Annotated in this window: 17 protein-coding genes; 9 read left to right on the forward strand and 8 right to left on the reverse strand. The window is 72.4% G+C overall.

Features of this window, described 5'->3' with window-relative positions; translation table 11 throughout:
• Positions 1–373: 373 nt before the first annotated feature.
• Together ACLJOU_RS11695 and ACLJOU_RS11700 are read left to right on the forward strand one after the other, a co-directional pair.
• Complete coding sequence (locus ACLJOU_RS11695) at positions 374–1,495, forward strand: threonine synthase (RefSeq protein WP_410566383.1); 1,122 nt, start codon at positions 374–376, stop codon at positions 1,493–1,495.
• Entirely contained in the window at positions 1,492–2,118 is a 627-nt protein-coding gene (locus tag ACLJOU_RS11700; RefSeq protein ID WP_410566386.1) for a transcriptional regulator, read from the forward strand. Before ACLJOU_RS11695 ends, ACLJOU_RS11700 begins: the two co-directional genes overlap by 4 nt.
• A 1-nt stretch (position 2,119) precedes the next feature.
• On the opposite strand, the gene ACLJOU_RS11705 is transcribed toward ACLJOU_RS11700, so the two are convergent.
• The gene (locus tag ACLJOU_RS11705; RefSeq protein WP_410566389.1) at positions 2,120–3,025 is read right to left on the reverse strand and encodes a glutaminase; all 906 of its coding nucleotides are present in this window, start codon (positions 3,023–3,025) and stop codon (positions 2,120–2,122) included.
• Positions 3,026–3,150: 125 nt separating this feature from the next.
• Between ACLJOU_RS11705 and ACLJOU_RS11710 the strand changes: the two genes are divergently transcribed.
• The 3 genes from ACLJOU_RS11710 to ACLJOU_RS11720 all read left to right on the forward strand — a co-directional run bounded on the left by ACLJOU_RS11710 (position 3,151) and on the right by ACLJOU_RS11720 (position 8,496).
• Positions 3,151–4,539, forward strand: coding sequence for an amino acid permease (locus tag ACLJOU_RS11710; RefSeq protein ID WP_410566392.1), 1,389 nt, complete (start codon positions 3,151–3,153; stop codon positions 4,537–4,539).
• A gap of 528 nt (positions 4,540–5,067) precedes the next feature.
• Positions 5,068–5,565: a substrate-binding domain-containing protein gene (locus ACLJOU_RS11715; RefSeq protein WP_410566395.1), complete on the forward strand. Its 498-nt coding sequence runs from the start codon at positions 5,068–5,070 to the stop codon at positions 5,563–5,565.
• 99 nt (positions 5,566–5,664) lie between these two features.
• The gene (locus tag ACLJOU_RS11720) at positions 5,665–8,496 is read left to right on the forward strand and encodes a glycoside hydrolase family 2 TIM barrel-domain containing protein (protein ID WP_410566397.1); all 2,832 of its coding nucleotides are present in this window, start codon (positions 5,665–5,667) and stop codon (positions 8,494–8,496) included.
• A 9-nt stretch (positions 8,497–8,505) separates the two neighbouring features.
• Here the strand turns inward: ACLJOU_RS11720 and ACLJOU_RS11725 are convergent, their stop codons facing one another.
• Positions 8,506–9,225: a TetR family transcriptional regulator gene (locus ACLJOU_RS11725; RefSeq protein WP_410566400.1), complete on the reverse strand. Its 720-nt coding sequence runs from the start codon at positions 9,223–9,225 to the stop codon at positions 8,506–8,508.
• A gap of 86 nt (positions 9,226–9,311) precedes the next feature.
• Here ACLJOU_RS11725 and ACLJOU_RS11730 point away from each other — a divergent pair, with 86 nt between their 5' ends.
• Complete coding sequence (locus ACLJOU_RS11730; protein WP_410566403.1) at positions 9,312–10,457, forward strand: FAD-dependent monooxygenase; 1,146 nt, start codon at positions 9,312–9,314, stop codon at positions 10,455–10,457.
• Positions 10,458–10,713: 256 nt separating this feature from the next.
• On the opposite strand, the gene ACLJOU_RS11735 is transcribed toward ACLJOU_RS11730, so the two are convergent.
• Positions 10,714–11,391 (reverse strand): NUDIX hydrolase, encoded by a 678-nt coding sequence (locus ACLJOU_RS11735; protein ID WP_410566406.1) that lies wholly within the window; start codon positions 11,389–11,391, stop codon positions 10,714–10,716.
• A 78-nt stretch (positions 11,392–11,469) separates the two neighbouring features.
• Here ACLJOU_RS11735 and ACLJOU_RS11740 point away from each other — a divergent pair, with 78 nt between their 5' ends.
• The gene (locus tag ACLJOU_RS11740) at positions 11,470–12,471 is read left to right on the forward strand and encodes an SPFH domain-containing protein (protein WP_410566409.1); all 1,002 of its coding nucleotides are present in this window, start codon (positions 11,470–11,472) and stop codon (positions 12,469–12,471) included.
• Entirely contained in the window at positions 12,468–13,337 is an 870-nt protein-coding gene (locus ACLJOU_RS11745) for a hypothetical protein (RefSeq protein ID WP_410566412.1), read from the forward strand. Before ACLJOU_RS11740 ends, ACLJOU_RS11745 begins: the two co-directional genes overlap by 4 nt.
• Before the next feature lie 45 nt (positions 13,338–13,382).
• Here the strand turns inward: ACLJOU_RS11745 and ACLJOU_RS11750 are convergent, their stop codons facing one another.
• Both ACLJOU_RS11750 and ACLJOU_RS11755 read right to left on the reverse strand, forming a co-directional pair.
• Positions 13,383–15,593 carry a glycoside hydrolase family 15 protein gene (locus ACLJOU_RS11750; protein ID WP_410566415.1) on the reverse strand — a complete coding sequence of 737 codons (2,211 nt, stop codon included), beginning with the start codon at positions 15,591–15,593 and terminating at the stop codon, positions 13,383–13,385.
• Between the two features lie 380 nt (positions 15,594–15,973).
• Positions 15,974–16,669 (reverse strand): TetR/AcrR family transcriptional regulator, encoded by a 696-nt coding sequence (locus ACLJOU_RS11755; RefSeq protein WP_410566418.1) that lies wholly within the window; start codon positions 16,667–16,669, stop codon positions 15,974–15,976.
• 120 nt (positions 16,670–16,789) lie between these two features.
• Between ACLJOU_RS11755 and ACLJOU_RS11760 the strand changes: the two genes are divergently transcribed.
• Complete coding sequence (locus tag ACLJOU_RS11760) at positions 16,790–17,302, forward strand: aldo/keto reductase (RefSeq protein ID WP_410566421.1); 513 nt, start codon at positions 16,790–16,792, stop codon at positions 17,300–17,302.
• Here the strand turns inward: ACLJOU_RS11760 and ACLJOU_RS11765 are convergent.
• The 3 genes from ACLJOU_RS11765 to ACLJOU_RS11775 are packed head-to-tail and all read right to left on the reverse strand — an operon-like array spanning position 17,281 to position 20,211.
• Positions 17,281–18,381 carry a glycerate kinase gene (locus tag ACLJOU_RS11765; RefSeq protein ID WP_410566424.1) on the reverse strand — a complete coding sequence of 367 codons (1,101 nt, stop codon included), beginning with the start codon at positions 18,379–18,381 and terminating at the stop codon, positions 17,281–17,283. The genes ACLJOU_RS11760 and ACLJOU_RS11765 overlap by 22 nt on opposite strands.
• Complete coding sequence (locus tag ACLJOU_RS11770) at positions 18,378–18,755, reverse strand: gamma-glutamylcyclotransferase (protein ID WP_410566427.1); 378 nt, start codon at positions 18,753–18,755, stop codon at positions 18,378–18,380. The genes ACLJOU_RS11765 and ACLJOU_RS11770 overlap by 4 nt, the downstream gene beginning before the upstream one ends.
• A 10-nt stretch (positions 18,756–18,765) precedes the next feature.
• Positions 18,766–20,211, reverse strand: coding sequence for an NCS2 family permease (locus ACLJOU_RS11775; RefSeq protein ID WP_410566430.1), 1,446 nt, complete (start codon positions 20,209–20,211; stop codon positions 18,766–18,768).
• Between the last annotated feature and the right edge of the window lie 81 nt (positions 20,212–20,292).

Consider the following 20,292-nt stretch of genomic DNA (forward strand, 5'->3'; position numbering starts at 1 on the left):
CGCCAACCTGGACACGTCACTTCTTCATCGGTTTCCGAGGAAGGTTCACGGGCCATTTTTCGACAAAACGGCAAATTGTCGAAAGAATGCGTCGAACATCTCGGCGCCGCCTCTGGAGTCCACAGTGGATTGGTCACGCTCCGGGATTCTCGGTGCTCACGAGACCACGAACGAGGAGACCGGCGGCGGACAACGGCTCACCGGGTACGACGGCGGGTATTCGAGCGACCACCAGCGGTACGCCGTCCGACGCGGTTGATCGAAATTCCACCCCGCGGCGTTACAAGCTTTTCCTGAGAAGAAGCTGAAGACATTTCGCGTACTCCGGAGTAGTACTAGACAGTACGTCTACACTTGGACCGTTCGTCCAGACGTGGAGGTGACGGTGCAGTACTGGTACACCGACGAACGGTCGGGCGCGCGGTACCCCGCTGACCCGCTGCGGTGGCGCGGCGACGACGGCGCGCCACTGACCGTCACCCCGTTGCCCGGCCTGCGGCGGGACGACGTCGACACCGGCGTCCGCTCCCTCTGGCGGTACCGGGCTGCCCTGCCCGGCGGCTTCCGCCCGGTGTCGCTCGGCGAGGGCTGCACCCCGCTCGTCCCGCAGGTCTGGGGCGGCACCGAGGTCCGGTTCAAGCTGGAGTGGTTCGGCCCGACGGGCAGCTTCAAGGACCGCGGCTCCAGCGTCATGGTCTCCGCGCTGGCCGGCGCCGGGGTGCGCGAGCTGCTGGAGGACAGCTCCGGCAACGGCGGCTCGTCGGTGGCCGCCTACAGCGCCGCGGCCGGGATCGCGGCGACCGTCCTCGTCCCCGAGGGGACCTCGCCGGCGAAGCTGCTGCAGACCCGCGCGTACGGTGCGGCCGTCGAGCTGGTGCCGGGCGCCCGCGACGACACCGCGGCCGAAGCCGTCCGCCGCGCGGACCGCACGACCTACGCCAGCCACAACTGGCACCCGTTCTTCCTGCAGGGCACCAAGACCCTCGCCTACGAGCTGTGGGAGGACCTCGGCTTCCGCGCGCCCGACGCCGTCGTCACCGTGGCCGGTGCGGGCAGCATCGTGCTGGGCTGCGACCTCGGGTTCGGGGAGCTGCTGGCCGCCGGGTCGATCGAGAAACGCCCGCGCCTGCTCGTCGCGCAGCCGCGGAACTGCTCCCCGATCGACGCCGCCGTCCACGACCGGGAGCCACCGCCGTTCGCCCCGACCGTCGCCGAAGGCACGGCGATCCGCCGTCCGGTGCGCCTGCCGGAGGTCGTCGCGGCGATCCGGCGCTCCGGCGGGGACACCGCGGCGATCGAGGAAGCCGCCATCGCCGCGGCCGCCCGCCGCCTGGCGTCCCTCGGCCTCTACGCGGAACCGACCAGCGCGACCGCCGCGGCGGCCATCGACGTCTTCCACGCCCGCGGCGCCATCCGGCCGGGCGAAACCACGGTCGTGGTGCTCACCGGCTCCGGCCTGAAGGCGGCGGACAAGCTGCGGGAGCTGATCGGATGACTTCGCCGTCCGAGGACGAGCTGCTGCTGCGCGAAGCGGAGAAGATCGCCCACGCCGTCGGCCGGATGTTCCCCGGCCTGTGCGAGGTGGTGCTGCACGACCTGCGCGACCCGGCCCACGCGGTGCGCGCGGTCGAAGGCGGCCTGTCCGGCCGTGCGGTCGGCGACCCGGCCACCGAGCTCGGCCTGGCCCGCATCGCCGACCCGCAGTTCCCCGACGTCCTGCAGAACTACCCGAACCGCTTCCCGGACGGCCGCCCGGCGAAGAGCACGTCGATCGGCATCCGCAACGCGCGCGGCGAGTACGTCGCGGCACTGTGCCTGAACCTCGACGTCTCGTTGCTCGGCTCGGCGGCCCACGCACTGGCCCGCCTCGCCCGCACCGACGAACCGGCCCCGCTCACCGAGTCCCTGCGGGCCCGCACGGGTGAGGAGCTGCGCGCTCTGGTCGAGGACTACGCGACCGAGCGCGGCCACACGCCCCGCAGCCTCCCGGCGGCCGCGAAGAAGGACCTCGTGCGGTCGTTGAAGGAGCGGGGGTTCCTCGAGCTGAAGAACGCGGTGCCGGCGCTGACCGACCTGCTCGGGATCTCGCGGGCCAGCGTCTACAACTACCTGCGCTGAGTCAGAAGATCGACCAGCCCGTCAGCGTCGTGAACCGGTCGAGCGCGGCGACACCGGCGACGGAGTTGCCGCGCGCGTCCAGGCCCGGGCTCCACACGCAGACCGCGCACCGGCCCGGGACGATCGCCACGATGCCGCCGCCCACGCCGCTCTTGCCCGGCAGGCCGACCCGGTAGGCGAACTCGCCCGCCGCGTCGTACGTGCCGCAGGTCAGCATCACCGCGTTGATCCGCTTCGCCGCGCTCAGCCCGAGCAGGCGCGAGCCGTCGTTGCGGACGCCGTGGCGGGCCAGGAACAACGCCGACCGGGCGACGTCGGCGCAGCTCATCGCGATCGAACACTGGCGGACGTACTGGTCGAGCACCGACGGCACCGGGTGGCGCATGTTGCCGTAGGACGCCATGAAGTACGCGAGCGCGCGGTTGCGGTCGGCGTGGCCCGCTTCGGAGGCCGCCACCTCGGCGTCCACGGCGATTTCCGGGCGGCCGCTTTCCTGACGGAGGAAGGCGAGCAGCGCGTCCGCCGCGTCGCCGTGCCGGGCGAGTTCGTCGGTCACCACCAGCGCCCCCGCGTTGATGAACGGGTTCCGCGGAATGCCGTCCTCGTGTTCGAGCTGCACCAGGGAATTGAACGGGTCGCCCGAGGGTTCGCGGCCGACGCGCGCCCACACGCCGTCGCCGCGGGAAAGGGCCAGCGCCAGGGTGAACACCTTGGACATGCTCTGCACGGAGAACGGGTGCTCCCAGTCCCCGACGCCGTGCACCGCACCGTCCACTTCGGCCACCGCCATGCCGAACCGCCCCGGCTCGACCCTGGCCAGCGCAGGGATGTAGTCCGCGACGGCGCCGCGGCCGACCTCCGGCGCGACGTCGTCGGCTATCCGATCCAGCAGCGCCGCGAGATCCACGGCCGTAGCGTAGAAGGCCGTCCGGATCGGCGCGCACCCCGGGTGCGCCGTGACGTCCGGCACACCTTAAGTCTTCCTTAGCCTGCTTGGTGAGCTCACGCACACGGCTCTAGCGTCCGGTAACCATGGATTCCTCGCTCGTCACCGAAAACGGTGAAAGCTATTCGAAAGCACTGGGCAACCGCCAGGTGCAGATGATCGCCATCGGCGGCGCGATCGGCGTCGGGCTGTTCCTCGGCGCCGGCGGCAAGCTCCACCAGGTCGGCCCGTCGCTGGTCTTCTCCTACGCGACCTGCGGAATCGCCGCCTACTTCGTGATGCGCGCGCTCGGCGAGCTCGTCCTGCACGAGCCCAGCTCCGGCAGTTTCGTCACCTACGCGCGGAGGTTCATCGGCCCGTGGGCCGGCTTCGCCGCCGGCTGGATGTACTGGCTGAACTGGGCGATGACCGGGATCGCCGAGATCACCGCGGTCGCCATCTACGTCCACAAGTGGCTGCCGGACGTGCCCCAGTGGCTCACCGCGCTGGTCGCCCTGGGTGTGCTGCTGGCGGTGAACCTGCTGTCGGTCAAAGTGTTCGGCGAGCTGGAGTTCTGGTTTTCGGTGGTCAAGGTGCTGGCCATCGTCGTCTTCCTGGTCGTCGGCGCCGGCCTGGTGCTGACGAGCGCGGACATCGGCGGCGCGCCCGCCGGCCCCCGCAACCTGACCGGCCACAGTGGACTGTTCCCGGCGGGCGTCGGCGTGGCCCTGATGACGTTGCAGGCGGTCATCTTCGCCTACTCGGCGATCGAGGTCGTCGGCATCGCGGCGGGCGAGACGAAGGACGCCCGCACGGTGCTGCCGAAGGCGATCAACGGGGTGGTCTGGCGGATCGGCGTGTTCTACGTCGGTTCGGTGCTGCTGCTGGCGATGCTGCTGCCGTGGCCGTTCTACAGCGGCGACGAGAGCCCGTTCGTCACGGTGTTCAGCCGGCTCGGCATCCCGGGTATCGGCGACGTGATGAACGCGGTGGTGCTGACCGCCGCGCTGTCCAGCGTCAACTCCGGGCTCTATTCGACGGGCCGCATCCTGCGCTCGCTGGCCGAGCAGGGCGAGGCGCCGTCGTTCGTCAGCCGGATGAGCCGCCGGCAGGTCCCCTACGGCGGCATCCTGTTCACGTCGGTGGCGTACGTGCTGGGCGTGGTGCTCAACTACCTGGTGCCGAAGGAGGCGTTCGACATCGCCATCGCGATCGCGTCCCTCGGCGTGATCAGCACGTGGGCGACGCTGATCTTCTGCCAGCTGCGCCTGCGCCAGGCGGCCCTGCGCGGCGAGCTGGAACGCCCGTCGTACCGGATGCCGTGGGCGCCCTACAGCGGCTGGGCGACGCTGGCGTTCCTGGCCCTGGTGGTGGTCCTGATGGGCTTCTCCGACGGCGCCGAAAAGATCGCGTTCTCCTCGATCCCGGTGCTCGCGGTGGTTCTGGCGGTGGGCTGGCGGTTCGTCAAGCGCCGCGAACGCACCCCGCTCGGGTAGCGGGCCGGTGACGGAGGGGTCGACACGCGTGATTGCGGAGCCGACACGCGTGATCCGGGCGACGACACGGCAACCAGCCCGTGTCGACCTCTCCATCACGCGTGTCGACCTCCCCATCACGCGTGTCGACCTCCCCATCACGCGTGTCGACCTCTCCATCACGGTCGGCGAGCCCGCCCCGGGGAGCGGGGCGAGCGCGCGGGCATACTCGACGGGTGTCTCCGAGCGGCACCGAACCCCGGCGGGTGACGATCCACGACGTCGCCCGCTCGGCCGGGTCTCGCGGCAGACGGTGTCGGGGGCGCTGAACGACAAGGGCGAGATCGACGGCTCGACCAAGCAGCGCGTCCTCGACGCCGCCCGCGAGCTCGGGTACGGGCCCAGCCGCTTCGCGCGCGGTCTGGTCCGGCCGGACACCACCACAATCGGCCTGGTCGTGCCGGACCTGCTCAACCCCTTCTTCACCGAGGTCGCCTCCGGCGCGCTGGAGGCGGCTTCAGCGGCATCGGGATCGACGGCGAGGACGGCGTGCGCGAGGCCGTCGCCCACCTCGTCTCGCGCGGGCACCGGCGGATCGGCATGCTCGACGGCAACCCCGCTCCGACCGTCCGCCGCCGGTGGTTCCTGCGGGCCGCCGCGGAGTGCGGGGTCTCCGTGCACCCCGGCCGGATCACCGCGGACGCCCCGAGCGTCGACGGCGGCGGCGGCGCCGCGCTGGCCGCCCTGCTCACCGCCCACCCCGACGTCACCGCCCTCTTCGCCGTCAACGACGTGATGGCGATCGGCGCCCTGCGCGAGGCCCGCCGGTTCGGCCTGCGGGTGCCCGCCGGCCTCGCCGTGGTCGGGTTCGACGGGCTGGCGCTCGGCACCCTCGTCGAGCCGGAGCTCTCGAGCGTCGCGATCGACACGCGGGCGGTCGGCGCGCTAGCCGTCGAGCAGGCGGCCCGGCTGGTCACCGGCGACGCGCCGCTCGAGCCCGCCGAGCTGATCGTCCGCGCCCGTCTCCACCTGCGTGAATCCGCCTGATCCCTTGACACCCCGTCCCGTCGCGCCGCACACTGCGGACGGTCCGTGAACGTTCCCGGGAACGTTCTCGGACGACGTGGCGAGCGCGGAAAGGACCCCATGTCGTACCTGGAAGACCCCGGCCCCGGCCGGGGCTCGCTCCCGCCGCGCGCGGCCTTCACCTCCGACGCGCCCGCGCTGTCGCTGAACGGCACCTGGCGGTTCCGCCTGTCGCCGAGCCTCGCGGCCGCCCCGGCGGGGATCGAGGCCGAGGGGTTCGACGACTCGGCGTGGGACGAGCTGCCGGTGCCGTCGCTGTGGCAGCTGCACGGCCACGGCCGGCCCGCCTACACCAACGTGCCGTACCCGTTCCCGGTCGACCCGCCGCACGTGCCGTCGGACAACCCGACCGGGGACCACCGGCTGCGGTTCGACCTGCCCGCCGGGTGGCCCGCCGGGTCCGCGGTGCTCCGCTTCGACGGCATCGACTCGTGCGGCCGGATCTGGCTCAACGGCACCGAACTCGGTGTCACCCAGGGCAGCAGGCTGCCGTCGGAGTTCGAGGTCGGAACGCTGCTGCGGCCGTGCGGCAACGTCCTCGTCGTGCGGGTGCACCAGTGGTCGGCGGGCAGCTACCTCGAGGACCAGGACATGTGGTGGCTGTCCGGGATCTTCCGCGCCGTGACCCTGCTCGCCCGCCCGGACGGCGGCATCGGCGACTACTGGGTCCGCGCGGACTACGACCACACCACCGGTCTGGGCACGGTCCGCGTCGAGACCGGCCCGGACGTCGTGCTGGACATCCCCGAACTCGGCGTCGCTGGGCACCCGGCCGGGGCGGCGCTGGAGCTGCCGGTCGAGCCGTGGAGCGCCGAGACGCCCCGGCTGTACGAGGGCACGCTGGTCACGGCGGCCGAGCGGGTGCCGGTGCGGATCGGTTTCCGGACGGTGACGATCGAAGGCGGGCAGCTCAAGGTCAACGGACGCCCGCTGATGCTGCGCGGGGTGAACCGCCACGAGCACGACCCCCGCACCGGGCGCGTGGTGCCGCCGGAGACGGCGCTGGCCGACGTGCTGCTGATGAAGCGACACAACGTCAACGCCGTCCGGACCAGCCACTACCCGCCCGATCCGGCGTTCCTCGAGCTGTGCGACACGTACGGCCTCTGGGTGATCGACGAGTGCGATCTGGAGACCCACGGGTTCGAGCCGCTGGGCTGGGCCGGCAACCCGAGCGCAGACCCGAGGTGGGCCGCGGCCTACCTCGACCGGATCCGGCGCACGGTGGAGCGGGACAAGAACCGGCCCAGCGTCATCCTCTGGTCGCTGGGCAACGAGAGCCACACCGGCGAAAACCTCGCGCGGATGGCCGAGTGGGTGCACCACCGCGACCCGACGCGGCCGGTGCACTACGAAGGCGACCACGAGTGCGCCTACGTGGACGTGCACAGCCGGATGTACGCCACGCACGAGGACGTCGAGCGGATCGGCCGCCGGGACGACGACAACGCGCGGCGTCGTGCTCTGCCGTTCCTGCAGTGCGAGTACGGGCACGCGATGGGCAACGGCCCGGGCGGCCTGCTGGAGTACCGGGAACTGTTCGAGCGCTACCCGAACTGCCAGGGCGGCTTCGTCTGGGAATGGATCGACCACGGTCTCGCCGACGGTGGGCACTTCGCCTACGGCGGGGACTTCGGCGAGCCGATCCACGACGGCAACTTCGTCATCGACGGCCTGGTCTTCCCCGACCGGACGCCGTCGCCGGGGCTACGGGAGTTCGCGAAGGTCGTCGAGCCGGTCCGGATCGCCGCCGATCCGGGCGGGATCCGGGTGCGCAACCACCACGACTTCGTCAGCACGGCACACCTGACATTCACCTGGACCCTGGAGGACGAGGGAATCGCTGTCGCCCAGGGTGTTCTCGACGTCCCAGCCGTCCAATCAGGACAGGACGCGTTGGTCCCGCTCCCCGACCTGCCCGCGACGGTCGGCGAGTCGTGGCTGACCGTGTCGGCGGCGCTGACCTCGGCGACCGCCTGGGCGCCGGCGGGACACGTCGTCGGGTGGGGGCAGCTGGCGGTGTCGCCCGCGCCCGCCGCGGCGCCGCTGCCCCCGCGCGGGCCGGTGTTCCGCACCGGCGGGCGGCTGGTGCTCGGCGCCGGCGAGTTCGACCCGGCGACCGGTGTCCTGACGGCCCTCGGCGGGCACGCGGTGCGCGGGCCGCGCCTCGACGTCTGGCGGGCGACGACCGACAACGACCGGGGCACGTTCGCCGGACGGCCGGCCGCCGACCAGTGGCGCGAGGCGGGCCTGCACCGGATGCAGCACCGGGTGATCGCGGTCGACGCGGACGGCGAGGAACTGGCGGTGCGCACGCGCGTCGCCCCGCCGGCGCAGCCGTTCGGGCTGTTCGCCGACTACACGTGGACGGCGTTCGCCGACCGCCTGCGGCTGCGGGTTTCGGTGACGCCGGACGGCGAGTTCCCGGGCACGCTCCCCCGGCTCGGGCTGACGATGGCGGTCCCGGATTCGCTCGGCTCGGCCGAGTGGTTCGGCGGCGGTCCCGGCGAGGCGTACCCGGACAGCCGCCAGGCGGCGCGGATCGGCCGGTTTTCCCGCAGCGTCGACGGTCTGCAGACGCCGTACGTGTTCCCGCAGGAGAACGGCAACCGCACGGCGGTCCGCTGGGCGCGGCTGACGGCCCCGGACGGCGCGGGCATCCGCGTGGACGGCGAGCCGGTCTTCGACTTCACCGCGCGCCGCTGGACCGCGGCCGCGCTGGAGGCGGCGCGCCACCCGGATGATCTGGTGCCGGACGACGTGGTGCACCTGACGCTGGACGTCGCGCAGCACGGGCTGGGGACGGCGTCGTGCGGGCCGGGCGTGCTGCCGCGGTACCGCCTGGTGCCGCAAAAGACGGAGTTCACGCTGTGGTTCCGGGCGTTGGGCTGACCCGTTGTCTCAAAAAGTCTCAGAAGTCGTCTCATTAATCGGGAGGTGCCGGTAGACGGTCGCCCGGGAGACGCCGAGTTCGGCCGCGATGTCAGCGGGAGCCCGCCCGGCTTCGTAGAGACGCCGGGCCGCCGCGACGGTTTCGGCGCTCATGACCGGCGGCCGCCCGCGGCGGCCTTTGTTCGACGCGGTGGGGCTCCCGTCCGGGGCCGTGAACAGCCGTCGCACGCCGTCGAGGATCGCTGCTCGCAACTCGGCCTCCGGCGCCTCGGCGAACAACACCACCGGGTCGCTCAGCATCGCGATCGCCTGTGCCGCGCGGACCCGGGCCGCGAAGTCCGCGTCCGGGCCCGCAACCAGGGCGTTCGCCGTCAACATCCCGTCGCGGAAGCGCTCGAACGCCGCCGCCGAGGCGGTCAGGCCGAGGTCACGCAGGTTCATCCGGAGCAGGTAGCGGTGGGTCAACCAGACTTCCAGTAGTCCTTCGAGCGCGGCCCGGCGGACGTCGGCCGCCTTCGCCGCCGCGGCCAGCGCCGCTTCGAAGTCGGCCAGCATCGGCTCGGCCAGCGCCGCGACGATGTCCGCCTTGCCCGGGAAGTGGTACAGCACCGCCGTCTTCGTCACGCCGACGCATTCGGCCAGCTCCCGCACCGACGTCTCGTGGAAGCCGCGCGCCGAAAACTCCGCCAGCGCGGCGCGCAGGATCTTCGCCCGGGTGTCGTCCGTCATCACCCGAGCCTAGCCGCTTGCCTGACCGGCGGACAGGAGCGTAGGGTCGCCACTGACCGATGGTCAGGACCGATCTGGGGGCAATCATGACTGAACGAACCGTGCTCATCTCCGGCGCCGGCGTCGCCGGACGGACCCTGGCGTACTGGCTGGCCCGCGCCGGCTTCCGGCCCACCGTGGTGGAACGCGCCGCCGGGCTGCGTTCGAGCGGGAGCCCGGTGGACGTGCGCGGGCCGGCGTCGCGCGTCGCGGAGCGGATGGGCGTCACCGCGAAGCTGCGTGAAGCGAGCACGAGCGCGGAGGCGCTGAACTTCGTCGACGACGCGGGCCGGCGCACCGGCCGGATCCCGACGCGGCTGTTCGGCGCGGACGGCGACATCGAACTCCCCCGCACCGACCTCGCCGCGATCCTCCACGACGCGGCGCGCGAGCACACCGAGTTCGTCTTCGGCGATTCCGTCACCGAGCTCCGCGAAGACGCCGGCGGCGTGGACGTCACCTTCGAACGGGGTGGCCCGCGGCGGTTCGACCTGGTGCTCGGCGCGGACGGGCTGCACTCGGCGGTGCGGCGCCTCGTGTTCGGCCCGGAACGGGCGTTCGTCGAGCACATGGGCGTCTACATCGCGACGCTGCCGCTGACCGGACCGCCGGCCGACCCGGCGGCGATCGAGATGTACAACTCACCCGGCCGCGCGGTCGCGGTCCACCCGTCGCGCGGTCACGGCATCGCGGCGTTCATGTTCCGCGGCGACGCGGTACCGGGCTTCGACCACCGCGACACGGCGCTGCACCGGCGCCTGCTCACGGAAACCTACGAGGGCGCGGGCTGGCTCGTTCCGCAGTTGCTGGAGCAGGTTCGTACGACGGACGACCTGTACTTCGACTCGGTGAGCCGCGTCCGCATGGACCGCTGGAGCACGGGCCGGATCGCGCTGGCGGGCGACGCGGCCTCGTGCGTGTCGCTCTTCGGCGACGGCTCGTCGCTGGCCATGGCGGGCGCGTACACGCTGGCGGAAGAGCTCGGCCGGACCCCGGACGACCCGGCCGCGGCGTTCCGCAGATATGAGACGGCACACCGGAAGCTGGTGGAGCCGAAGCAGCGAGCGGTCCCGGCGGCGGCGGCGCTGCTGATCCCGGCCACCCGCGGCGGCCTGGCGGCCCGCAACTTCGGCACGCGCCTGCTGCCGCTCGTGTCGGCGGCCCGCCGCCTGGTCCCCGCCCGAGCGGCGTAGACCCGCGTCACTCGCAGTCGGCAGCTCAGGCCGGATCTGGTCAGTCCTCGGCGGAAAGCCGGGCTTCCCTGTCGGCGCCGCCGTAGGTACCCAAGGCCAGTGAGACCCGACCGGCCCGCTCGGGTGGCGCTGCACACCGCCACCAGCCGGGCCGGTGGGAACCGACCGGCGGCCGCTCCGGTGCGCAGCACCATTACCAGCCGGAGCGCCGAGGGCCGTTCCGCCGCCGCCCGGAGTGGCGCGCGAGCCACAGGCGTCAGCTGCGCAACATCGGCGGGTACAGCACCTCCGCCTTCCCCCGCCGGTACAGCCGGGCCGGGCGGCCACCGTCGCGGGTGGTCGTCCGGCCCGTCGGCTCCAGCAGGCCCTCCGCGCCCGTCACCTTGCGGTGGAAGTTGCGCGGGTCCAGCCGGGTGTCCCACACCAGTTCGTACACCCGGCGCAGCTCCGCCACCGTGAACTCCGCGGCGCAGAACGCCGTCGCCAGCGGGGAGTACTCCAACTTCGCGCGGGCGCGCTCGACGCCGTCGGCGAGGATGCGGTCGTGGTCGAACGCCAGGCGCTCGGTCCGCAGCGCCCGCACCGGGGCCCAGCGGGCTTCGGCCGCGTCCGTGCCCGCGCGCGGCACCGGCAGGTCCGGGGCCAGCGCCAGGTACGCCACCGTCACCACCCGCATCCGCGGGTCGCGGTCCGGGGTGCCGTAGCCCGCCAGCTGTTCGATGTGGACGGTGCCCGGCGCCAGCCCCGTCTCCTCCGCCAGTTCGCGGCGCGCCGCGTCCGCCAGGTCCTCGTCCTCGCGGACGAACCCGCCCGGCAGCGCCCACTCCCCGCGGTACGGCTCGATGCCGCGGCGCACCACCAGCGCGCACAGCTCGTCCCCGGTCAGGGTGAGCACGACGAGGTCCACGGTGACGGCGAACGGCGGGTGACCCATGCCACCCACCCTAATCGTCAGCTTGACGATTAGCGAGTCCGCCCCATATCGTCACCTCGACGATAAGAGGAGGACTCCATGGCCGACATCGACCGCCGCTTCGGGTTCCGGCACCTGCGCGGGGCCCCGACCGTCCACATCCGCCACTACCGCCGCGGCAAGCTCGCCCACGACGGCGTCGGGCTGTCGTTCTGGTACCGACCGCTGACCGCGGTGGTCTCGGAAGTGCCGGTCGACGACCGCGAGCTGCCGCTGCTGTTCCACGCCCGCACCGCCGACTTCCAGGACGTCACCGTCCAGCTCGCGCTGACCTTCCGGATCGAGGACCCGGCGCTGGCCGCGCAGCGCATCGACTTCTCCATCGACCCGGACACCGGCCGCTGGCGAAGCGACCCGCTGGCGCAGATCAGCGGGCTGCTCACCGAAAACGTCCAGCAGTACGCGGTCGAGGTGCTGACCCGCACTCCCCTGGCCACCGCCCTCGTCGACGGCGTGCGGGCGGTCCGCGACCGGATCCGCGCGGGCCTGGCCGAACAGGACACGCGGCTCGCGCAGACCGGTTCGGCGGTGATCGACGTCCGCGTCGTCGCCATCCGGGCCGAGCCGGAGGTCGAGAAGGCGCTGCAGACCACCGCGCGGGAGAAGGTGCAGCAGGAGGCCGACCGCGCGACTTTCGAGCGCCGGGCCCTCGCCGTCGAACGGGAACGCGCGATCGGCGAAAACGAGCTGCAGAACCAGATCGAGCTGGCCCGCCGCGAGGAGCAGCTGCTCGCCCAGCGCGGCGCGAACGCCCGACGTCAGGCCGAAGAGGCCGCGGCGGCGAACCGGATCGAGACGGAGGCGCAGGCTTCGCGCGAGGAGCGGCTGACGCAGGTGAAGGCCGAGGGCAAACGCGCGCTCGGCGAAGCGGAAGCGGCGGGCGAAGCGGCCCGGCTGGCGGCGTACCGCGACCTGCCCGAGGGCGTGCTGACCGGGCTGGCGCTGAAGGAGCTGGCGGGGAACCTGCCGCAGATCGACAGCCTGGTCCTGACGCCGGATCTGCTGACGCCGCTGCTGACGAAGCTGGGGGTCCGCTCGTGAGCCTGGCGCCGCGCGTCGTGCTCGTCCACCGCCGCACCGAGCTGGCCGAACTCGTCGCCCGTCACGGCACGCGCGGCCAGGCGGAGTTCTTCCTGCGCACCCGCGGCCGTGATCTGGCCGAGGTGACCGCGGCCGACGCCGCCGTGCGTGCGGCGCTGGCCGCGGTGTCGGCGGCGATCCCGCTCGACTGGCGCCGCGGCGAGGTCGAACGCGCGGACCTCGACCGGTTCCTCTTCACACCGGAGGACGTCGTCGTGGTGGTCGGGCAGGACGGCCTGGTCGCCAACGTGGCCAAGTACCTCGACGGCCAGCCGGTGGTCGGGATCGCCCCGGGCGCGCCCGGCGTGCTCGTGCGCCACCCGCCGGCGGCGGCCGCGGATCTGGTGCGGTCCACCGGCGACGTCGATCACCGGACGATGGCCGAGCTCACCGCGGACGACGGCCAGCGGCTGCTCGCGCTCAACGAGATCTACCTGGGGCACGCCGGGCACCAGACGGCCCGCTACCGGCTGGGGGTCGGTGGCGGGCCGCCCGAACGCCAGGCGTCGTCGGGGATCCTCGTCGGGACGGGCACCGGCGCCACCGGCTGGTGCGGATCGGTGTGGCGCGAACGCGGCAGCGCGCTGCGCCTGCCCGCGCCCGGCGAGGCCCGGCTCGTGTGGTTCGTGCGCGAAGCGTGGCCGTCGCCGACGACCGGAACCACGTGCACCGAAGGGGAATTGACGCGGGCGCCGCTGACCGTCGAGGTCGAATCCGACCGCCTGGTCGCGTTCGGCGACGGCCTCGAAGCCGACACGGTCGCCCTCACCCGCGGCCAGACGGCGACCTTCGCCCCCGCGGCGAAGACCGTCCGCCTGGTGCGCTGACCGCCGGTCCGGCACACCGAGGGGGCGTGCCGGGCCGGCGTTTTCTCAGGTGCCGTACCGGGTCTTGACGATCGACGGCGTGTCGAGGTTGTGGCCGGCGTCCATGCTCTGCGCGAGCCGCAGGTACTGGCCCTCGGCCCACATCAGCGGGCCCGCGCTGCCGGTCGGGCGGCCGAGCCCGAAGCAGCCGACGTCGGCGCGGTCCCAGACCTGTTCGGGTACGAAGTACCCGTCGTTGGCCGAGTCCGCCATGGACTTCAGGTGGACCGCGGCGGAGCGGCCGTTGGCCAGCTCGTACTCGCCGCGTTCCCCGGACAGCACCGGCCACAGCCGCCCGAACCGCTGGCTGCCCCCGGCGGGCCAGCCGCTGCAGTTCGCGGTGCTTTCGCCGTAGTTGTCGTGCGGGTAGCGGTGGAAGTAGACGTCGCCGTTCGGCAGCGTGACCTGCACCGCCGAGTTGCCGTCGGACGCGGCGGCCGTCGGCGCGACCGAGTTCGCGATCGTCGTGTCACCCGCCGGGCGGATGCCGAGCCGCACCAGGTCGAGGAAGCCGAAGTCGGTGACGTCGTGCTCGTAGAAGCAGCCTTCGTCGAAGCAGATCGTCGCGGTGTCGTTCGGGTTCCCGGACCGGTCGAGCCGCTCGTAGTAGGTGTTGCCGCCCCAGTAGCCGGACGTCGTCACGGTCCAGCCGGCCAGGGAGTTCCGCCAGGAGTCCGCGGTGGACTCCCACGACGTCGCGCTCGCGGTGTCACCGTTGGCCCGCGCGATCGCCCCCGCCGCGACCAGCCCGGCGATCTCCGCGGCCACCGAGGACGGCGACTTGCCGTACTGCTCTTCCCACCGCTCGGTGGTGTCCGGGCCGGTCGCGACGATGTGGTTCGCCGTCGTCTTGACCTTGGCGTAGGTCGAGGCGTCGGTGACGCCGGTCAGCCAGGCCAGCAGGATCGCGTCGGCGTTCTGGTCGAGCTGTTCGCAGCAGCCGAGCTGCTGGGCGCTCGCCCCCGCGACGCCGGAAACCGGGCTGTAGCGCGGGAACGAGCCCGCCGGGTACGTCGTGCCGTCGCCGGCCGTGGGACTGCCGATCCACTGGGAGTTCCAGAGGAACTGGGCCATCCGCTTGGCCTGGGCACTGTCGCCCGCGGCCAGGAGCCCGGTCGCCTGCTGGTAGAGATCGCGGCCCCAGACGCGGTGGTAGCCGTCGTTGAGGTGGTCGCCGTTGGTGTAGTCGCCCCAGGGGGTCGCGAGCCCGGCGACGCTGGCGCCCGGGTGCTGCTTGTCTTCGGCGGTCTTCAGCGCCATGGCCGCCACGTAGTAGGCGCGCCGCCGTTGCGTGTCGCCGGAAACGCCGGCGGGAGCGGGTTTCAGGCTTCCGACGTAGGAGTTCCAGCCGCTGCGGTAGGACGTGGCGATCGCCGGGAAGCCGCTGCTCAGCGAGCCACTCGCGTTCGCCGTGGCCGCCGCCGCGGTGGTCCCGTAGCCGAGCGCGACGGTGAACGTCGTGTCCGCGCCGACCGGGATCTGGCCGCACTGCACCACGTTGCCCGTGCCGGAAATCGTGTCGAACTGGTTGTTCAGGGCCTTGTCGGCGCGGAGGTCGACCAGGCAGTCGCTGGCCGCGCCCGCGTAGCCGTTGTCGTGGGCGGTGAAGCCCGTGGAGGCGCGGAGTGCGGAGACGACGGTGGTCGCTGTGCCGCCGAAGAGCGTTTCGGTGCCGCTCGCCAGGAGTCCGGTGCCGTCCCACCAGGCGTTGTCGTTCGCTCCGCCGCCGGCCATCGAGGGGTTGGCCAGGAGGTACAGGCGGTAGGCGCCGCCGTCCAGGGACTGGAACCGGGTGTTCGTGACGAGGGTCGCCCGGGCGGGGTCGGTGACGTAGTCGGTGGTGATCCGGTACTTGCCGCTCTTCGCCGTGTTGGTGATCGTGTACTGGAGGGCCTTTTCGTCCGGCATCGTCACGACATGGGTCGTGGCGTCGCGTTCCAGGTCCACGAAGGTCGAGCCGTCCGTGATGACGTACTGCATGTCCTGCATGTTGGGGACGTCGGCCCTCGGGTAGAAGACCTCCGAGGTGACCCCGTTGGCGACGGTGAACCAGACCGGGCTGGTGGTGGTCGAGGTGCCCAGGGCTGACTTGTTGCCTGTGGTCCATGAGGCTCCGCTGCCGCAGCAGTCGGTTGCTGTTCCGGCTGCCTGGGCTGGTTGCGGGAAGAGCGCGGCTAGGAGGATTGCTGCTCCTGTGCAGGCTTTCCACCTGATCATTCGGACCCTCCGACGGCGTTGTCGTGAATATGTTGTGGGTCGCAACATATTGGGGGGGTGTTGGGGTGACAGGCAATGTCCGATCGGGCTGGATCGATTCGGTTGCGGATCGAAAAGCTGCCGATGTTCTCGCTCTTCGCAACCCCGAAGCCGGATTGTGACTACGGCCGACAGCACCGCGTCAAGGCGGGAAAGCGTGCCTTGACCCGGTGCCGCCGGCCGTGTTGGGGCTTCGGATCGGGGTTGCGGGGGCCTGGGTTGCAGCCTGGTTCGGAGGCTGCCGAGGGTTTGGCTTCCGGTTCGCGAGCTGCCGGGGGTTTGGCTTCCGGTCCGGGAAGGGCTACCGAGGGGGTGGGGTTCCGAGTTTGCCGCCTGACCGCCTACGCGTTGGCGATTCGGTCCAGCCACTCGGCCAGCAGGACTCGCTCCGCTTCCGTGAGGGCCGTGGCTTCCCGCAGGCCCGCTCGTAGGGCGATTGCCCGTTGCGGCAGGTCCGAGGCCTCGGATTGCTCTCCCACCGTCAGGATTCTGGCCAGGACCGTCTCGCGGGCCGTTGCCGACAGCTCCTGGTCCCGGTCCTTCTCCGGTGTTGCTATCAGGGCCAGCACCACGCCCATGCCCGTTGCGTGCACCAGGCGGGCTGCTCGCTCGACGCTCACCCGTAGCCTGCCCGCCGCCGCCACTCGCTCCACGATGCTTCGCAACATCGCCTCCGCTTCCCGTGCCGCCGGTGATGTGTGGCCGGGGCGGGCGTCGCCGTACATGAGCACGTAGAACTCCGGGCGGGACAAGCCGAACTCGATGTGCAGGTCCCAGCCTCGGCGGAGGTCCTCCACCGCGTCGCCCGTCGACCCCAGGGCTCGCTTGCTCTTGAGGTACTCGTCGAAGCCGTAGGCCGCCACCGCGTCGAGGAGGCCGTCCTTGTCGCCGAAGAGGCGGTACAGCGCCGGGGGCTGGACGCCCGCCGCCGCGCTCACCGCGCGGGTCGAGAGGCCGTCGCGGCCCTCGGCCGCCAGCAGTGTGGCCGCCGCCTCGAGGATGCGCACGCGGGTGTCCTCCGCCGTCTTCGTTGCCATGGTTCCGATGGTAACAAGTTTTGGGTAGCGAGTGTTCAGCTCGTCGATATCGTCCGTGGCCACCGTCCACGCCGCCCTCGACGGGGTGTCACCCTGCTCGACACCGGGGACTTCTCCGGCATGGGGCACAACGAACTGCTGTTGCGCGATGCCCTGCGCGGCCGGCGCGCTGGCCGAGCTCGTGCGCGCGGGCTACGTCCGGCACATCGGGCTGTCCGAGGTCGGGGCGGAGACCCTGCGCCGGGCCGCCGCAGTTCCCGCGGTCTGCTCAGCGGCCACTGGACGCCGTCGCGTGAGCTGACCGCGGGTGACTTCCGCGGCCACAGCCCGCGGTTCCAGGGCGAAAACCTCGACCGCAACCTCGCGCTGACCGAGGCGCTGGGTCAGATCGCCGCGGCCAAGGGTGTCACCACCGCGCAGCTCGCGATCGCGTGGGTCGCCGCCCAGGGTGACGACATCGTTCCGCTCGTCGGCGCCCGCACCCGGGCCCGGCCGGCCGAGTCACCGGGGACCGCGGACGTCGAGCTCACCGACGCCGACCTCGCGGAGATCGAGGCGGCCGTTCCGGCCGGCGCGGCGGCGGGCGGCCGGTACGCCGCCGCCCAGCTCGATCACCTGGACAGCGAGAAGTAGTCGAGCGCCACGCGGCGGGCGAGGCGGCGCAGCAGCGGCGCCGCCTCCGCCATGCACCGCGCCGGGTCCGGCTCCAGGTCCGTCAACGCGTACGCCGCCGAGATCCCCGCGCCGGCCAGTTGCCCGGCGGTGAGCAGGCAGCGCCCGGACACCGCGAGGCACGGGATGCCCCGGGCCGCCGCGGCGGCGGCCACTCCGGCGGGGGCCTTGCCGGACAACGTCTGCTCGTCGAGGGACCCTTCGCCGGTGATGACCAGCGACGTCCCGGTCAGGGCCGTGTCGAACCCGAGCAACTCCAGCAGCAGCTCGATGCCGGGGCGCATCCGGGCCCCCAGCACGGCCATCGCCGCGAAGCCCACTCCCCCGGCGGCCCCGGCGCCCGGCCGGGAAGCGAACTCCGGCCCGGCGATCGACGCCCAGTGCCGCAGGGCGGCATCCAGCGTCTCGACGTCGGCGGGCGTCGCCCCCTTTTGCGGTCCGTAGACGACGGCAGCTCCGCCCGGCCCGTACAGCGGGTTGTCCACATCGCTCGCCAGCTCGATGTCTACTTTGGATAGACCGGCCAGGTCCAGGGAGGCGAGCCGCGAGAGGGCCGCGCCGCCGAAGGGCAGTTCGCGCCCGGTGTCGTCCAGGAGCCGGGCGCCCAGCGCGGCCAGCAGGCCGGCCCCGCCGTCCGTGCACGCGCTGCCGCCCACGCCGAGCACGATCCGCCGGCAGCCCGCGCGGACGGCCGCCGCGATGACGTCGCCGGTGCCCGCGCTGGTCGCGGTGAGCGGCTCCGGCGGCCCGGGCAGGCGGTGCAGGCCCGACGCCTCGGCCAGCTCGACGACCGCGGTGTCGCCTCGGACCGCGTAGGACGCCGTCACCGGACCACCCGTCGGGCCGCGGGCCGGGACCCGTACGCGGCGGAACCCGGCGGCGACGGCGGCGTCGACCGTGCCGTCGCCGCCGTCGGCCACCGGGAGTTCCCGCACCACGAGACCGGGGTGGACGTCGGCGAGGCCGGAAGCCACCGCCGACGCCACCTCCCCCGCGGTCAGCGACCCCTTGAACTTGTCCGGCGCGACCAGGACCTTCACGCGCTTGCCTTGAAGGCCCGCCAGTCGCCGATCTCGGTGATGTCCCGCAGGGCGACGTGCGAGGTGTAGGGCCGGCGCAGCAGCATCGCGAACGCCGAACTGCCGTCGGCCAGCTCCACCACGCCGAGCTCCAGCTCGTGCGGCTCGGCCGGGAGCACCTTGTCGCGCAGGGCGTCCAGGGAGACGTCGTAGACCTCGCCGGTCACCGCCGCGCCGCCGTGCGACACCGGATACAGCGCCGGACACTGGTCGCCGACGGCGTAGAACCGGTATTTCGGGGCCGTCTCGGTCGTCGACACGAACGGCGAGCCGTCCAGGAGGTGGTGCAGCGGTTCGCCGCGCATGGCGCCGCCGTTGAAGAACATCAGGGCCACGGGAATCTCCTTACCGGAAGAGGGCTTCGACGCCGTCGACGGCGAAGTACACCGCGAACACCAGCGCCAGCAGCGAAAGCAGCCAGCCGGCCTCGCGCCACTTGCCGCGGCCGGTCTTGATGAGCACGAACGCGATCAGGCCGGCGCCGACGCCGTTGGTGATCGAGTAGGTGAACGGGATCAGCGCGGCGGTCAGGAACACCGGGATCGTGTAGTCCGGGTCGTGCCACGGGATGGTCCGGCACTGCGCCACCATCAGGCCGCCGATGACGACCAGCGCGGGCGCGGCGGCCTGCGCCGGGACGACCCCGGCCAGTGGCGTGAACAGCAGCGTCCCGGCGAACAGCAGCCCGGTGACGACGCTGGCCAGCCCGGTCCGCGCGCCTTCGCCGACGCCGGCCGCGGACTCGAGGAACACCGTGTTCGGCGACGAACCGGCGACGCCGCCGGCGATCGCGCCCGCGCCGTCGACCAGCAGGATCCGGCCCATCCGCGGCACTTTCCCGTTCTTCGACAACCCGGCTTCGTCGGAGACGCTGGTGATCGTGCCCATCGCGTCGAAGAAGCCGGACAGCACGAGCGTGAAGAGGAACACCGTCGCGGCCAGCGCGCCCGCCGAGGCGAAGCCGCCGAACAGGTCGATGTGCCCGAAGAGGCCGAAGTCCGGAGCGGCGACGACGTGGTCCGGCAGAGCCGGGGTCGTGAGGCCCCAGCCGCCGACGCCGAATACCTGGTGCAGCACGACGGCGAACACGGTGGCCACGCCGATGCTGATCAGCACCGCGCCCGGGACCTTGCGGGCCATCAGCACGACCATCAGCAGCAGACCGAAGCAGAACACGACGATCGGCCACCCGTGCAGGTGCCCGCTCGCCCCGAGGCGCACCGGGACCGTGGTCTGCGCGGAGTCCGGCACCCGGGTCACGAACCCGGCGCTGACCAGGCCGACGAGCGCGATGTAGAGCCCGATCCCGACGGTGATCGCCGTCTTGAGGGGCCGCGGGATGGCGTTCATGATCCGCTCGCGGACACCGCTGACCGCCATCAGCACGATGCACACGCCCTCGAGCACGACCAGCCCGAACGCCTGGGCCCAGGTCATCGACGGCGCCATCTGGAAGGCGACGATGCCGTTGATGCCGAGCCCGGCGGCCAGCGCGAGGGGCGCGTTGCCGACGAGTCCCATGAGGACGGTCATCACGGCGGCGGCTAGCGCGGTCGCCGTGGTCACCTGCGCCGCGGAGAGCCGGGCGCCGGTGATGTCGGCGGAAGCGCCGAGGATGAGCGGGTTGAGCAGCACGATGTAGGCCATCGCGACGAACGTCGTGACGCCGCCGCGGACTTCGCGGCCGATCGTGCTCTGCCGGGCCCGCAGCTCGAACAGCTTGTCGAGCAGCGAACGGCGTTGTCCGGGTACGTCGTCGACCACGGGGGTGGGGACTTCGGTCTGGGTCATGCGTCCTGCCCTTGCCGGTGGGGGTGCTCGGCCAGGGCCAGGCACCACGCCGTGCCTGGCCGAGCGGGACGTTCGATTCGG

It is taken from the genome of Amycolatopsis sp. cmx-4-61 (assembly GCF_046548775.1).
GTDB lineage: Bacteria > Actinomycetota > Actinomycetes > Mycobacteriales > Pseudonocardiaceae > Amycolatopsis.